This is a genomic window from Dokdonella sp., assembly GCF_035511235.1.
GTDB lineage: Bacteria > Pseudomonadota > Gammaproteobacteria > Xanthomonadales > Rhodanobacteraceae > Dokdonella.
This window is the reverse complement of the sequence record NZ_DATKFQ010000005.1, coordinates 127244-143113: the sequence shown is the minus strand read 5'-3', so window position 1 is coordinate 143113 and position 15870 is coordinate 127244. Positions and strand designations below refer to the sequence as shown.

Sequence of the window (15870 nt, the reverse complement as noted above, 5' to 3'; positions counted from 1 at the left end):
GCGCGCGCCGACAGTCGGCTTGCTACTCTGTCGGCATGAGTCGAGTCTGCTACCGCTTCGGCGCGTTCCATCTGAATCCGCACGCGCGCGAACTGTTGCGGTCCGGCGAACGCGTCGCGCTGCCGACCAGCCACATCGACTGCCTGAGCTATCTGATCCAGCACCGCGACCGGCCGGTCGGCCGCGATGAGCTGACCGCGGCGGTCTGGGGCCGCGTCGACGTCAGCGACGTCTCGCTGAATCACGCGATCATGCGCCTGCGCCGCCAGCTCGGCCTGTCCGGCGGCGAGCAGGAAGGCATCCGCACGGTCTGGGGCGTCGGCTATCGCTGGGTCATGGAGACCGTCGTCGAGGCCGAGGAACCGGTACCGGCGACGACCGCGCCCGCGGCCGCACCGGCACTGGCGCCGGTACCGCCCGCCGCGGCCGCGGACACCGGCGACGACGTCGCGCCGCAGGCGGCCGGGACCGCGGACCCGGTCGCGCCCGTCGTCGAGCGCGCGGCTGCGCCGGCCGAGGCCGGCGAGGCGCCGCAGCCCCCGTCGCGCCATCGCGCGGCCTGGGCGCTGGTGGCCCTGGCCGGGCTGCTGCTGGCCGGCTGGGCTCTCAGCCTGTATCGCGCCACACCGCCGGCGGCCGCCGATGCGCAGGCGACCGCGCAGACACCGGCCACCGCTGTAGCGGCGCCGACCGCGGCGCTGGTGCTGCCGGTGCAGGTCGAGGCACCGGACGGCTGGGCCTGGCTGCGCCTGGGTGCGATGGATCTGGTCGCCACGCAGCTGCGCCGCAGCGGTCTGGCGGTGACGCCGAGCGAAACCGTCGTCAATCTGCTGAACGCCCAGCACGACGTGCCGGACGGGGATGGCTGGGTGCGCGAGCGCATGGCCGCGCCGCAGGCCTGGATCGTGCGGCCGCGCATCGCGCTGGCCGGCGCGCGCTGGCACGTGAGCTTGCAGGCCGGCGACGGCCGCCGCGCGCTCTACGCCGACGCAGCCGGCGAGGACCCGCTGCAGGCGGTGCGCAGCGCCGCCGACCGCCTGCTGGTCAAGCTCGGCCGGGTGCCGCCGTCGACGACCGAGACCAGTCTGCCGCGGGTCGCCGACGAGCTCGTGCAGCGCGTCGGCGCGGCGGTGCTGGCCGGCCAGCTCGACGTGGCGCGCGAGCTGATCGAGGCGGCGCCGCCGCAGGTGCGCGAGACGCCGCAGATCGCCTTCGCACAGGTCAGCATCGATTTCTTCTCCGGCAGCTACGAGGCAGGCATCCACGCCGCGCAGGCGCTGCTCGAGCGGCTGCCGGCGGACCGGGCGCCGCTGCTGCGCGCACGCACGCTGCATGCGCTGGGCTCGAGCTATTTCCGCCAGGACCGCCTCGACGAGGCCGATGCCGCCTTCGCCGAGGCGATCCGGCTGGCCGAGCCGCTCGACGATCGCAACGTCCTGGCCGGCGCCTACACCGGGCGCGGCGCGGTGGCCGGGCGGGCGCGCCGGCTCGGGGATGCGGTGCGGCTGTTCGGCATCGCGCGCACGCTGCACGAGCAGGGCAACGACGCATTCGGCGTCGCGCGCGTGGACCTCAACCTCGGCGTCGTCGCGATGGACCGTGCCCAGCCGGCGATCGCGCTGCCGATCCTGCAGGGCGCCGCGGCGCAGCTGGAGATGCTGGCGGTGCCCGAGGCGTGGATGTTCGCGCTGCGTTCGATCGTCGACGCCCAGCTGATGCTGCTGCAGCACCCCGATGCGTTGGCGACCTCGGAACGCTTCTGGCCGGCCGAATCGCATGCGCGCAATGCCCGCGAGCGCTGGTGGCTGGCACTGTCGCGCGCGGTCGCGCTGGCCGCCAACGGACGCCTGACCGACGCCGAAGCCGTGGCCGCGCAGATTCGCGATCTGAGCAGCCCCGAACAGGACGCGATGGTGCGGACCGAGGCCGATTCGCTGCTGGCCTCGATCGCCCTGCTGCGCGGCAATGCCGAAGCGGCCGTGCAGCAGGCCGAGGTGGCGCTCGAGGCCGAGCCGGAGAACGCGAACCGCCTGACGATGGTGACCACGCGGCTGACCCGGATCCGCGCTTTGCACCGGCTCGGCCAGGTCGCCCGCGCCGCCGAGGACGTGCGCCATCTGCAGGCGCAGGCGCTGGACGCGCCGGACGACTGGCGCGTGCTGTTCATCCGTCTGGCCGAGGCCGAGCAGGCCGCCGTCGAAGGCCGCCGCGACGAGGCGCTGGACGCCTACGCGACCGCGATGTCGCTGGCCGAGGCCACCGGCGTGCCGGAGAACCTGGTCGTGGTCGGCGAGTCCTACGTGCCGGCCCTGCTCGCGGCCGGGCTGCGCGACCAGGCGGGAGCGATCGCCGGGCGTCTCGCGCCGTGGGCCGGGCAGGACCTGCGCGCGGCCCTGATCCAGGTCGGGGTGCATCGCGCGCTCGGCGATCGCGTCAGCGCCGACCGCGCGCTGCGGCAGGCGCGCGCGCTGGCCGGCGAGCGCGCGCTGCCCCCCGAACAGGCGTCGCTGCCGGACCTAAAGCCCTGATTATCCGGACGACACATCAAGGATTCACATCTGACACAGGATTGACACAGACATCGCCGCAGCGCTTTGGCGATCTTCGGACCGTGGCGACGTCGACGTTGCCCGGGGCCGGCGCCGGACTGCGCCGGATCGACTCGATCCAAGCGGCAGACGTACCGAGCTGCGGACGCCGTGCTGATCCGGAGACGCAATGAACCGATCCACCCTCCTGCCGGCGCTCTCGACGCTGGCGCTGGCCCTGGCCGCCGCCTCGTCGGCCCAGCCACTTCCCTACGGCAGCTACAACCAGGCCGGCCGGGTTCTGGACTTCGGCGAGTCCGCCCAGGTCGCCCAGGACGCGGGCCGCGGCAGCTGCAGCGGCGATCTGTGCCTGACCGTCACGCTGGCGCTGGCCGATGCCGGCAATCCGGCGCTGTGCGGCACCGCGACCAGCCTCGACGTCACTGTCGGCGACGAGGTCAACATCTGCTATACGCTGACCAACCACTCCTCGGCCACGCTCAACTACCACACGCTGGTCGACGGCGACGTCGGCACGCTGCTGACCAACTACCAGCACGCAGTGGCGCCCCACGCCAGCTTCCAGTACAACCGCGTGATCGTCGCCAGCACCAGCGAGACCGCCACCACCGGCGATTTCCGCTCGACCTGGACCGCGGCCGAGCAGGTGCCGACGTACGCGCCGAACACCACCAACCCCGAGCCGTTCGTCGACATCAGCGCCACCGGTACCGCGCTGGACATCGGCGACGGCGAGTCGCTGGCGGCGACGGCCCCGTTCCCGCTCGAGTTCTACGGCGATACCTATACCGACCTGTGCGTCGGCAACAACGGCGGCCTGATGCTCGGCGTCGGCAGCTGCCTGATTCCCTATGTGAACTACGAGCTGCCGACCGCGCAGCTGACCGGCCCGAGCCTGCTGCCGCACTGGGACGCGTTCTGGCCGTCGGGAATGGTCTATTACGGCAGCGTGGGTGCGGCGCCCAACCGGCGTTTCGTCGTGTCCTGGCACGACAAGACCAACCGGGCCGGCCTGCCGACCGGCCAGCACGGCGCGACGTTCCAGGTGATCTTCAACGAATCCAGTCCGACCCTCACCTACGTGTATCGAACCGCCACGTTCGGCGGTAGCGGCGCGGCCAACGACAACGGCAGCTCGGCGACCGTCGGCATGCAGCGGGATCCGGTCACCGCTTCGCAGTTTTCGTTCGATACCCCGAGCCTGAGCGACGGGCTGGCGATCACCTGGACGTTCGTCGCCGGCGCCACGTTCCAGGCCGTCGCCGACGCGACCGTGGCCGTGGGCGCACCGGTGATCGGCGTGTCGCCTGCGGCCGGTCTGACGCCCACGATCCTCAGCGGCACCAGCGGGACCGATACGCTGCAGATCGCCAACACGGGCAATCGAACGCTGCTGTGGAGCTGGTCGCCGCCTGCTGCGCGCAGCCATTTCCCGGCCCAGCCGCGCCACGCGGTCGAGGCCTTCGTTCGCTCCCCGGCGGGCCAGGCGCAGACCGCACCGGATCGGCGCGGGCGCCGGGCCGCGCTGCCCGACGGCGTCGACAGCGTGCCGGCCCGGGGGCTGCTCAGCGGCAGCGTCATCGACTACGTCAGCTTCGACGTGCTGCAGCCCTACACCTACGATCTGATCCGGTCGAACCAGGTCTGGGCGTGGGCGGCCGACTTCGCCTACGGCCACTTCGACACGCAGTTCGGCGTCACCGGCTTCGACGGCAGTCCGCGGCTGTTCGCGATCGACACGGCGAGCGGCGAGGCCCGCCTGATCGCGCCGGTGGACATTCCGCCGACGCGTTTCGCCTACGGCGGCGCCTGGGATCCGGTCACCGGGACGTTCTTCGTCGCGGCCAACAACTACGGCGACATCTCCACGACGCTCTACACCGTGGACCTGACCAACGGCAACACCGTGGAGATCGGCACGATCGCGGGACGTCTGCTCGGCGACATCGCGGTCGACGTCAACGGCCTGATGTACGGCATGGACGTGCAGAACGACATGCTGGTCGCGGTCGACAAGACCACGGCGGAAGCCCAGGTGATCGGTCCGACCGGACTGAACCTGTGGTACACCCAGGGCCTGGACTTCGACGACCGCACGGGCACCTTGTACCTGACCGCGGCCGGTGACAACGGCTACTTCGTCTACGCCATCGATCCGCAGACCGGCCAGCCCGCGCTGGTCAGTCCGTCGTTCGGCGAGATCGGCGGCTTCTCGATCGCGGCGGAAGCCCCGATCTGCACCGCGCCGGAAGAGGCGCCCTGGCTGAGCTATGCCGAGCCGGACGGAACGGTCGATCCCGCGATGGCGGTCACGACCGGTATCGGCATCGACGCCACCTCGCTCGCACCCGGCGTGTACAGCGCGACGCTATGCCTGTACAGCAACGATCCGGAGCCGAGCCGCAGTCGCGTGACGCTGCCGCTGACGCTCACCGTCAGCGCGGACGACGTCGTGTTCCGCGACGGCTTTGACGGCGCGCCCTGAGCGAGCCCGACCGACCGGTGCCGGCGGTCCGCCTCGCGCGGCCGCCGGCGCCGGATACCGACGATTCGACCGCCCGCCGTCGTGCCGATCCGACGGCTCCGCTTCCTGAGAGGACGATCCTCATGCTCAAGCCATTCCGACGTGCGCTTCCGCTGGCGCTGCTGGCCGCTTTCGGTACGCCCGTCACGGCATCCTCGTTCAAGTTCCTGCTGTCCGACCAGGATGCGGCCGGCGTGTCCGGCCTCGTGAAGCTGTACGACTATGGCAGCTTCGCCCTGTATGCCTCGTCCGCGCCGGTGCTCGAGCTGGCCGGCGGCCGCCGGCAGGCCGACCCGGGTTTCGACCGGCTCGGCTTCAGCGCGCAGCCGTTCGACACCCAGCGCGAGGCCCTGGCGCCGCCGGCGCCGTTCGCGCTCGACGCGCCCGCCGGCGCCGGTCTGCAGGTGGTGCAGTTCGTCGGGCCGGTGCGCGAGGAATGGCTGGACGACTTGCGGGCGCAGGGCATCGTGCCGGTGCATTACGTGGCCAGCCATGGCTACGTGGTCTGGGTCGACGCGGCCGCCCGCACGCGTCTGGACGCCCTGCGCGGCGCGCAGCCGTGGCTGCAGTACGCCGCACCGCTGTACGGCTTTCTGAAGGTGGACCCGCTGCTGCAGCGGCGTCTCGATCGCGGCGAGGCCGCGGCCGACGGCGAAGTCGACGTGATCGTGCAGATCTACCGCCACGGCGGCGATGCGGCCACGCGCGACTTCGTCGAGCGGCTCGCCCGCCTCGCGCCGGCGCAGCAGGGTCCGCTCGGTCCCGGGACGTTCGCGCCGCTCTGGGAGCCGGTGCTGGCGTTCGACAACCTCGCGCTGCGCGTGCGCGTGGCCGACCTGCCGGCGATCGCCGAGCGCCCCGACGTGGTCTTCGTCGGCGAGCAGCTGACGATGCAGCCGATGGACGAGAAGCAGAACCTGATCCTGACCGGCGACCTGTTCCCCGGTCCCGCCTCGACGCGCTACCTGGACCGCCTGCGCGCCTGGGGCTTCAGCGAGAACCCGCTGGACTATCCGGTCGTCGACGTCACCGACAGCCCACTGCACGAAGGCGGCAGCGGCGCCACGGCGGTCGCCACCGCCGACCGCAAGCTCTACGCCGGCGGCGACACCGCCAATGCGTCGCGCGTGGTCTATTTCACCAACTGCTCGTCGGCCTCCGCGCCCGGCGACGTCGGCGGCCACGGGTCGCTCAACGCCGGCATCGTCGCCGGCTTCGACGCGCGCAGCGGCGCGCCGTTCCAGGATGCCGACGGATGGCTGCGCGGCCAGGGCGTCAACCCGTTCGGACGCGTCGGCTCCACGGCGATCTTCGTGCCGGGCTTCGACACCAGCGCCTGCGGCAACGGGCCGGCCGGCCTGATCCGCGCCAACTGGCGTGCCGGTGCGCGCATCAGCAACAACTCCTGGGGCAGCAATCCGCCGCCGGCCACCTACGAGGCCGTCCAGCAGGCCTACGACGCCGGCGTGCGTGATGCCGACGCCACCCAGGCCGGCAACCAGGACATGATCTACGTGATGGCCGCCGGCAATCTCGGCGCCGGCGGCGCGTACACGGTCAGTTCGCCGGCCGCGGCCAAGAACGTCATCGCGGTCGGCGCATCGGAGAACGTGCGGCCGTCCTGGACCGACGGCTGTCAGATCGCGGCGGGCGCTGCCGACGACCCGAACGACGTCGCGCCGTTCTCGAGCCGCGGCCCGACCCGCGACGGCCGTGCCAAGCCGGAGGCGATCGCGCCGGGCACGCACGTGCAGGCCGGCGCTTCGGTGTATTCGGGCTACGCCGGCAACGGCATCTGCGATGCCTACTATCCGGCCGGGCAGACCGAGTTCGCGGCGTCTTCCGGTACCAGCCACTCGGCACCCGCGGTCGCCGGCATCGCCTCGCTGGCCTACTGGTGGATGCAGCACGGCGGCGCCGGCAGCGCGGCCGGCAGCGTCGACCGCGTCGACGATCCGGACCATGCGCCGAGCGCAGCCGCGATGAAGGCCTGGCTGATCGCGCATCCGGCCTACCTGACCGGTCTGGATGCCAACGACACCTTGCCGAGCCCGACCCAGGGCTACGGCATGCCGGACATGGGGCAGATGTTCGACACGGTGACCAAGGTGGTCGTCGACCAGACCGAGGTGCTGACCGCGAGCGGGCAGAGCGCGACCTACCGCTGGGCCGTGCTCGATCCGGCCCGGCCGTTGCGCATCGCCCTGGCCTACACCGACGCGCCGGGTCTGCTCGGCACCAGTCCGCAGGTCAACGATCTCGACCTCGTGGTCAGCTCCGGCGCGCGCAGCTGGCTCGGCAACGTCTTCGACGGCGGCTGGAGTCAGCACGGCGGAACGGCCGATGCGGTCAACAACTACGAAGCGGTGTTCCTGCCGCCGGGCAGCGCCGAGGACGTGCAGATCACGGTGACCGCGCGCAACATCGCGGGCGACGCGCTGAATACCGGCGGCCTCGGGCAGGATTTCGCGCTGGTCTGCTACAACTGCGTGCGCGCGCCCGGCTTCACGCTGGAGCCGGCCGCGCCGGTTGCCCATGCCTGTGCCGGGCGCACCGTGCCGACGCCGATCCGCATCGGCCAGATCGCCGGCTTCGCCGATCCGGTGACGCTGGCCGCGACCAGCTCGCTATCCGGTGCGGCGTTCGCGTTCGATCCGAACCCGGCCGTGCCCGGCACCGAGAGCATGCTGCAGATCACCGCACCGGCCGGCGCGCCCGCCGGCATGCAGGCGCTGACGGTGACCGGTCAGACCGGTGCCACGACGAAGACGCTCGAGCTCCCGCTCGGCGTGTACGCCGGCCTGCCGGCCGCCGCGGCGATGCCGCTGCCGGCCGACGGCAGCAGCAGCGTGGACATCATGCCGACCTTCAGCTGGACCGGCTCCGCCGATGCCTACGGCTACCGCGTGCAGATCGCGACCGACGCCGCCTTCACGCACCTCGTCGCGCAGATCGAGACGGCCGACACGCAGTGGACGCTCGGCCCGGCCGAGGCGCTCGATTCGAACCGCCGGTACTGGTGGCGCGTCGCGGCCGTCAACGCCTGCGGCACCAGCACGCCGCTGGCGCCGGCCGACACGCTGTTCCGCGACGGGTTCGAGGCCGCGGCGGCACTCCCCGATGCGCAGGCCTTCGTCACGGCCGCCGTGCCGTCGGATTGCCCGCTCGAGCAGACGCCGGTGCGCGTATACGCTGACGACCTGGAGACCGGTGCGCCCGGCTGGACGCATGGCGCGATCGCCGGCAGCGACGGCTGGCAGCTCGGTTCCGCCGCGCTGAACGGCCTGCGCGCCTGGCAGGCCTCCGCGCCGGCTGCCGGTGCCGCCAACGACCAGTGGCTGGCGACCGGACCGATCGCGTTGCCGTCCGATCTGACGCGACCGAGCCTGCGGTTCTGGCACCGCCAGTCGCTGAAGGCATCGGTCAGCGGCGCCAACTGCCAGGACGCCGGCATCGTCGAGATCACGGCCGACGGCGGTCAGACCTGGACCCAGCTGACGGCCGGACTGGAAGCCACGCCCTACGACGGACCGGTCAGCGGCGCTTTCCAGAACCCGCTGGCCGGCCGCCAGGCCTGGTGCGGCGATCCGCGCGGCTACGTGCGCACGGTCGCCGCGCTGGACGGCTACGCCGGGCGCACGGTGCAGCTGCGCTTCCGCCTCGGCCACGACCGCTTCGATCATCGCCCCGGCATCAACTGGGCGATCGACGATCTGACCGTGCAGGCCTGCCCGGCACCTTGAGCCGCAGGCAGCGGCGTATCCGCCCGAGCGGGTGCGCCGCTGCATCGCAACACCGCGCTAACCCCGCGCTCACGATCGACTAACGAGCGTCTCATCGTGTCTTAATCGGCCGCGCCGAGCATGCGCGGCCATGACGACACCGACGACCTGCCTGACCACCGGCGCCGCGCGCCTGGTCGGGCCCGATTCGCCCGAGCGCGCCGAGACCGAAGCCTTCATCGCCGCGGTCTACCGCGCGCGCTACGGCGCCGAGCTCACGCATTTCCTGCCGCAACTGCTCGCCTATCGCGACGTGGCTGGGCGTCTGACCGCGGCGGTCGGCTGGCGCGGCGGCGCGCACGGCCGGCTGTTCGTCGAGAACTATCTCGACGGCCATGTCGAGGACGCGCTGGCCGATGCGCTCGGCCGGCCGGTCCTGCGCGGCAGCCTGGTCGAGGTCGGCAATTTCGCGGCGGTCGGTGCCGGCGACGCGCGAGCGGTCATCGTCGACGTCACGCATCTGCTGCATGCGGCCGGTCTGCGCTGGGTGCTGTTCACGGCGACGCGCCAGCTGCGCAACGCGTTCGAGCGGCTCGGTCTGGTGCCGACGCCGCTGGCGCCGGCGCGGCCCGATCGTCTCACCGACGGCGGCGCGCACTGGGGCAGCTACTACCAGACGCAGCCGCAGCTGATGTTCGGCGACATCGCGGCCGGTCATGCGTGCCTGACGAGGCGCACGCGCGCGGTGCAGGCATGCTGTGCCGCGCAGATCGCGTCGGCGGGATCACCGTGAGCCGGCGCCTGCCCGAGTTCGCCGATCTGATCGGCCGTCTCGACGAGCCGCGTCCGCGCGTGTTCGCGACCGATGCCGTGTTCCGCGGCGACGTATTCGCCGCGCGCGTGGCGACACTGGCCGACGCGCTGGCGGCCAGCGGCGCCGCGCGCATCGCCAGCCGCCTCGACAACGGAGCGGACTGGCTCGCGCTCGATCTGGCCATCCGCCGGCTCGGCGCGGTGCACGTGCCGCTGCCGACGTTCTTCAGCGACGGCCAGATCGCGCATGCGCTGGCCGGCAGCGGGGCCGACCTGCTGGTGCTGGCGGCCGCGGCCGCGCCGCAGGCGTCGATCGCGCTCGGCGCGAATCTGGCCGGCGTCGTGCTGGCCCCGCCGCAGCCGGTCCAATTGCCGGCCGGCACCGCGTGCATCACCTACACCTCCGGCACGACCGGCACGCCCAAGGGCGTGTGCCTCGACGCGGCCGCCCTGTTGACCGTGGCGGCCTCGCTGGCCGAGGCGGCGCGGCCGCTGGCGCCGCGCCGCCACCTGTGTCTGCTGCCGTTGTCGACGCTGCTCGAGAACGTGGCCGGCCTCTACGCCGCGCTGATCGCCGGCGCCGAGATCGCGGTGCCGTCGCTGGCCGAGATCGGCTATTCCGGCGCGGCCGGTCTGGACGTGTCGAAGCTGCTGGCCTGCCTGCTGCGCTACCAGCCGCACAGTGCGATCGTGCTGCCGCAGCTGCTCGCGGCGCTGGTCGGCGCGCTCGAACGCGGTGCGCCGCTGCCGGAGTCGCTGCGCTTCCTCGCGGTCGGCGGCGCGCGTGTCGCACCGGCGCTGCTGGCGCGTGCGGCCGCGCTCGGCCTGCCGGTCTACGAGGGCTACGGCCTCAGCGAATGCGGCTCGGTGGTCTGTCTGAACCGGCCCGGCGCGATACGGCCGGGCAGCGTCGGCCGGCCGCTGCCGCATGCGCGCGTCGAGGTCGTCGACGGCGAGCTGATCGTCGAGGGCGTGCGCTGCCTGGGCTATCTCGGCGCCGACGGACCGCCGCCCGGACCGATCGCGACCGGCGATCTGGGCCACGTCGACGCCGACGGCTACGTGTTCGTCACCGGCCGCCGTTCGCAGGTGTTCATCACCGCGTTCGGCCGCAACGTCTCGCCCGAATGGGTCGAGAGCGAACTGCTCGCGCATCCGGCGTTCGTGCAGGCCGCGGTGTTCGGGGAGGCGCGGCCGTTCAACGTGGCGGTGGTGGTCTCGCAGGCCGACGATGCCGCATTGGAGCGCGCCCGCGTCGCGGTCAATCGCGGCCTGCCCGACTACGCGCGAATCGGCGCGCTGGTGCGAGCCGAGCGTCCGTTCGGTCTCGTCGACGGCCTGCTGACCGCGAACGGCCGGCCGCGCCGCGCCGCGATCGCCGCGCGCTACGCCGAGGCGATCGCTGCCTGCTACGCGAACGCACCCGAGTTTTCCGAAGGAGCTTACGAATGAGCTTTCATGACGATCTGCTGGCAGCGACCGCGCGCGAGCGCGCGGCGCTGATCGCCACGCCGCTGATCCAGGCCGCGCTGGCGGGCCGCATCGAGCGGTCCGACTATCTCGCATTCCTGACCCAGGCCTACCACCACGTACGTCACACGGTGCCGTTGCTGATGGCCTGCGGCGCGCGGCTGCCGGCGCGTCTGGAGTGGCTGCGCGAGGCGATCGGCGAGTACATCCGCGAAGAGACCGGCCACCAGGAATGGGTGCTCGACGACATCGCCGCGGCCGGCGGCGATCGCGCCGCCGCGGCCCATTCGGCGCCGTCGGCGGCGACCGAGCTGATGGTCGCCTACGCCTACGACACGATCGCGCGCGGCAATCCGGTCGGCTTCTTCGGCATGGTGCTGGTACTCGAAGGCACCAGCGTCGCGCTGGCCACGCGCGCGGCGCAGTCGATCGAGCAGGCACTGCAGCTGCCGCGCAATGCGTTCAGCTATCTGCTCTCGCACGGCGATCTGGACGTGGAGCACACCGGCTTCTTCGAGGGCCTGATGAACCGTCTCGACGATCCATCCGATCGCGCCGCGGTGGTGCACGCGGCGCGGCGTTTCTATCACCTGTACGGCGAGATCTTCCGCACGCTGCGCGATGCACCCGAATGGGCGGAGGCGGCATGAATCTCGACGGCGCCGGCGTCGTGCTGACCGGCGCGACGGGCGGCATCGGCCAGGCGTTGACCGATGCGCTGGTCGCGGCCGGCGCGCGCGTCCATGCCGTCGGCCGCGATGCGACGCGGCTCGGCGTGCTGGTCGCGCGGCACGGCGCGGCGGTGCTGCCGATCGCCGCCGACCTGTCCGACGAGGGCGGCCGCGCGCGCGTGGTTGAGGCCGCTGCACGGCTGCGCCCGTCGGTGCTCGTGCTCGCGCATGCGCAGGGCGCGTTCGGCCTGTTCGAGGAGCAGAGCGCCGAGCGCGTGCGTGCGCTGCTGGAGACCAATCTGGTCGCCTCGGCGCTGCTGGTGCATGCGCTGCTGCCGCTGCTGCGCGCGCAGCCGCAGGCGGCGGTGGCCGCGATCGGCTCGACGTTCGGCAGCCTGGCCTATCCGGGATTCGCGGCCTACAGCGCCAGCAAGTTCGGCCTGCGCGGCCTGATCGAAGGACTTGCGCGCGAGCACGCCGACACCGCGCTGCGCTTTCAGTACCTGTCGCCGCGCGCGACGCGCACCGCGTTCAACCCGCCCGCGGTCGAGGCACTCAACCGCGCGCTCAAGGTCGCCGAGGACGAGCCGGCCGCGGTCGCCGCGCAGATCGTCGCGGCGATCCGCAGCGGCCGTCCGCGACTGCAGCTGGGCTGGCCCGAGAAGCTGTTCGCGCGGCTCAACGGCGCCTGGCCCGGTCTGATCGACCGCAATCTCAAATCGCGTCTGCCGCTGGTGCGGCAGCACGCGCGTTCCTGACGTCTTCCCGAGGAGCTGGACATGACTGCCATCGTTCGTCATTCGCATACCCGGATCGCCGGCCGCCTGCTCGCTTCGCTGTGGCTGCTGCCGCTGCTGGGCGGCGGATTCGCCGCGGCGTCCGACACCGCCCTGGCGCCGGACGTCTCGGCGGTGCGCGATCGCTGGGCCGAGGTCGCCTACGAGGTGCCCAAGGCTGACCGGCAGGCTGCCTACGAAGCGCTGGTCAAGCAGGCCGCCGCCGCGCGCGAGGCGCATCCGGGCGACGTGCCGGCGCTGATCTGGGAAGGCATCGTGCTGTCGAGCTACGCCGGCGAGCGTGGCGGCATCGGCGCGCTCGGCCTGGTCAAGCAGGCGCGCAAGGACTTCGAGGAGGCGCTGGCCGCGCAGCCGGACGCGCTGAACGGCGCGGCCTATACGAGCCTGGGCGCGCTGTACTACCAGGTGCCGGGCTGGCCGATCGGCTTCGGCAACGACGAGACCGCGCGCAAGCTGCTGAACCAGGGACTGGCGGTCAATCCGGACGGCATCGATTCGAACTACTTCTACGGCGATTTCCTGCGCGATCAGCATGATTACGTCGGCGCCGCCGCAGCGCTCGAGAAGGCACTGGCCGCGCCGCCGCGGCCGGGCCGCGAGTTGGCCGACCGCGGCCGCCGCGAGCAGGCGACGGCGGCACTGGCCGAGGTGCGCTCGCATCTTGCCAGCCGTTGAGCGGCGGCCGACACTGGGCGCATGCGCATCCTGCTTGTCGAGGACGACGAATCACTGGGGGAGGGCATCCGTACCGCGCTGCGGCGCGCGGCCTATTCGGTCGACTGGCTGCGTGACGGCGCATCCGCGCTGGCCGCGATCGGCGCCGGCGATCTGGATCTGGTCGTGCTCGATCTGGGCCTGCCGCGCCTGGACGGCGTGGAGCTGATCCGCCAGGCCCGGCGTAGCGGCGCGAGCGTGCCGATCCTGGTGCTGAGCGCGCGCGAGCGGCCGAGCGAGCGCACGCTCGGCCTCGACGCCGGCGCCGACGACTACCTCGGCAAGCCATTCGACACGCACGAGCTGCTCGCGCGGATCCGCGCGCTGTTGCGCCGCGCCGGCGGCCGCGCCGCGCCGCTGCTCGCGCTCGGCGCGCTCGAGCTCGATCCGGCCACGCTCGAGGTGCGCTGGCGCGGCCGGCCGGTGGATCTGTCGCGGCGCGAGTTCGCGCTGCTGCGCGTTCTGCTCGAGCAGCGCGGCCGCCCGATCGGCCGCGAGTCGTTGCAGCAGCGCCTGTACGGCTGGGACGAGGACGTCGCCAGCAATGCGGTGGACGTGCACGTGCACGCGCTGCGCAAGAAGCTCGATCCGGCGCTGATCCGCACCCTGCGCGGGATCGGCTACGCGCTCGACGAGCCGACCGCGCGCGGCGAGGCGCAGGGGCAGCCGTGAGGTCGATCCGCCGCGTACTGCTGGTCGCGCTGATCGGCGTGACCACGCTGGTGATGCTGGTCGCTGCAGCGTTCAGCTATCGCGCCGGGCTGCAGGAGGCCGGCGAGCTGTTCGACGCCAAGCTCGCGCATTCGGCGCGCGTGCTGGCGAGCCTGGTCGACGAGCCGCTGGCCGATCTGGCCGAGCATCCGGGCGCGCCGCTGGTCATCGACGTCTGGCACGGCGAGGCGCACGGTGTCGGCACGGCGCTGGCGTTCCCGACCGGGCACGCCTACGAGACCAAGCTCGCGTTCCAGGTCCGCGACGGCGCCGGCCGCCTGTTGCTGCGCTCGGAGAGCGGCCCGGCCGATCCGCTCGGCCCCCTGGTGCCCGGCTATGCCGACGTCGATCTCGGCGGCGAGCGCTGGCGCGTGTTCACGCTGCACAGGCCGGCCGGGCGCTGGTACCAGGCCGGCGAACAGGCCGGCATCCGCGCCGAGCTGGCCGAGGACGTCGCGTTCGGCACGCTGCTGCCGCTGCTGATCGCGCTGCCGCTGCTGGCGCTGACGGTGTGGCTGGCGGTCGGCTGGGCCGGGCGCAGTCTGGAGCGCGTCTCGGCGGCGGTCGCCGAACGTGCGCCGGAGCATCTGGCGCCGATCCGGCTCGAGCGCGTGCCGCGCGAGATCGAAGGCATCGTGCGTGCGGTCAACGGTCTGCTCGCGCGGCTCGAGGCTGCGCTGGCGCGCGAGCGGCGCTTCACCGCCGATGCCGCGCACGAGCTGCGCACGCCGCTGGCGGCGCTGAAGGTGCATGCCTACAACCTGCGCCAGGCGCCGGTCGCGGCCGAACGCGAGGACGCGCAGGCGCATCTGGACGCGAGTATCCGCCGCATGGAGCGGCTGGTCGCGCAGTTGCTGGCGCTGTCGCGGCTCGAGAGCGGCGCGTCGCCGGCGCGCGTCGCGGTCGATCTGGCGTCACTGGTGGAACGCCATCGCGCCGACGCGGTCGCACTCGGCGCCGCGCGCGCGCTGCGCATCGCATTCGAGGTGAAAGGACCGGCCGTCGTCGCCGGCGACGAGCGCAGCCTCGACGCCCTGGTCGGCAATCTGATCGACAACGCCTTGCGCTACGCACCGGCCGGCGGCGCGGTGGCGGTCGCGCTCGCCGCGGCCGACGGCGAGGCGCGGCTGGTCGTCGAGGATGCCGGTCCCGGCATTCCGGAGGTGGCGCGCCAGCGCGTGTTCGAGCGCTTCCACCGCGAGCTCGGCAGCGGCGTGGAAGGCAGCGGGCTGGGCCTGGCGATCGTCGCGCAGGCGCTCGCCCTGCACGGCGGACGCATCACGCTCGACGATTCACCGGCGCTCGGCGGCCTGCGCGCGACGGTCAGGCTGCCGCTCGGCTGAGGCGGCGCCGCTCCGGTCGGCGCCGCCGCATCGCCTAGCGCGGTGCCGACTGCGGCACGCGGCGCAGCTGCGAGGTGTCGTAGCCGAGCGCGGCGATCCGCGCGACCTGCTCGGCGTAGTCGGCCTCGGAGATCGACGGCGTGCGCGCCATCAGCCAGACGTAGTCGCGCTTGCTGCGGCCGACGATGGTCTGCCGGTAGTCCGGGTCGAGATAGGCGATCACGTACTCGGCCTTGATCGGCCAGACGAACTGCATGCCCCAGACCGCATTGCCGGTATCGGGCCGCACCGTGCCGACCGGATGCATCGTCTTGAGCGGCGCGTCGAAGCTGCCCTTGCGATACGTGAAGGTCGTGCGGATGCGCCCGTCGGGCGCCAGCGCGTAGGACTCGATCGCGTCGTAGGCCTCGCGTTCGGGGTAGGAGGGAATATGCGCGATCACGTACCAGTCGCCCATGAAGCGCGGCAGGTCGACCGCGGGCACCGCCGGCAGCGGCGGGTGATGCGCACAGCCGGTCGCCAGGGCGACCAGGCCGGCCAGCAGCGACATGCGCAG

Annotated in this window: 11 protein-coding genes; 10 read left to right on the top strand and 1 reads right to left on the bottom strand. The window is 72.7% G+C overall.

Features of this window, described 5'->3' with window-relative positions:
* Nucleotides 1-35: 35 nt before the first annotated feature.
* The 10 genes from VMR06_RS02625 (at nucleotide 36) to VMR06_RS02580 (ending at nucleotide 15314) form a co-directional block, all read left to right on the top strand.
* Nucleotides 36-2528: a winged helix-turn-helix domain-containing protein gene (locus VMR06_RS02625; protein ID WP_325372692.1), complete on the top strand. Its 2493-nt coding sequence runs from the start codon at nucleotides 36-38 to the stop codon at nucleotides 2526-2528.
* Nucleotides 2529-2718: 190 nt separating this feature from the next.
* Nucleotides 2719-5034, top strand: a complete 2316-nt coding sequence (locus tag VMR06_RS02620) for a hypothetical protein (RefSeq protein WP_325372690.1) — start codon at nucleotides 2719-2721, stop codon at nucleotides 5032-5034.
* 122 nt (nucleotides 5035-5156) lie between these two features.
* Nucleotides 5157-8816 (top strand): S8 family serine peptidase, encoded by a 3660-nt coding sequence (locus tag VMR06_RS02615; protein WP_325372688.1) that lies wholly within the window; start codon nucleotides 5157-5159, stop codon nucleotides 8814-8816.
* Between the two features lie 130 nt (nucleotides 8817-8946).
* Nucleotides 8947-9588 (top strand): thermostable hemolysin, encoded by a 642-nt coding sequence (locus VMR06_RS02610; protein WP_325372686.1) that lies wholly within the window; start codon nucleotides 8947-8949, stop codon nucleotides 9586-9588.
* Nucleotides 9585-11060, top strand: coding sequence for an AMP-binding protein (locus tag VMR06_RS02605; RefSeq protein WP_414648046.1), 1476 nt, complete (start codon nucleotides 9585-9587; stop codon nucleotides 11058-11060). Before VMR06_RS02610 ends, VMR06_RS02605 begins: the two co-directional genes overlap by 4 nt.
* Nucleotides 11057-11728, top strand: coding sequence for an iron-containing redox enzyme family protein (locus tag VMR06_RS02600; protein WP_325372684.1), 672 nt, complete (start codon nucleotides 11057-11059; stop codon nucleotides 11726-11728). The genes VMR06_RS02605 and VMR06_RS02600 overlap by 4 nt, the downstream gene beginning before the upstream one ends.
* Nucleotides 11725-12507 (top strand): SDR family oxidoreductase, encoded by a 783-nt coding sequence (locus VMR06_RS02595; RefSeq protein ID WP_325372683.1) that lies wholly within the window; start codon nucleotides 11725-11727, stop codon nucleotides 12505-12507. The genes VMR06_RS02600 and VMR06_RS02595 overlap by 4 nt, the downstream gene beginning before the upstream one ends.
* A gap of 21 nt (nucleotides 12508-12528) precedes the next feature.
* Nucleotides 12529-13221, top strand: a complete 693-nt coding sequence (locus tag VMR06_RS02590) for a hypothetical protein (protein ID WP_325372681.1) — start codon at nucleotides 12529-12531, stop codon at nucleotides 13219-13221.
* Nucleotides 13222-13242: 21 nt separating this feature from the next.
* The gene (locus tag VMR06_RS02585; RefSeq protein ID WP_325372679.1) at nucleotides 13243-13932 is read left to right on the top strand and encodes a response regulator transcription factor; all 690 of its coding nucleotides are present in this window, start codon (nucleotides 13243-13245) and stop codon (nucleotides 13930-13932) included.
* Nucleotides 13933-13949: 17 nt separating this feature from the next.
* Entirely contained in the window at nucleotides 13950-15314 is a 1365-nt protein-coding gene (locus VMR06_RS02580; RefSeq protein ID WP_325372881.1) for a sensor histidine kinase, read from the top strand.
* A 34-nt stretch (nucleotides 15315-15348) separates the two neighbouring features.
* Here VMR06_RS02580 and VMR06_RS02575 read toward each other — a convergent pair whose 3' ends face one another.
* Entirely contained in the window at nucleotides 15349-15870 is a 522-nt protein-coding gene (locus VMR06_RS02575) for a lipocalin family protein (RefSeq protein ID WP_414648053.1), read from the bottom strand.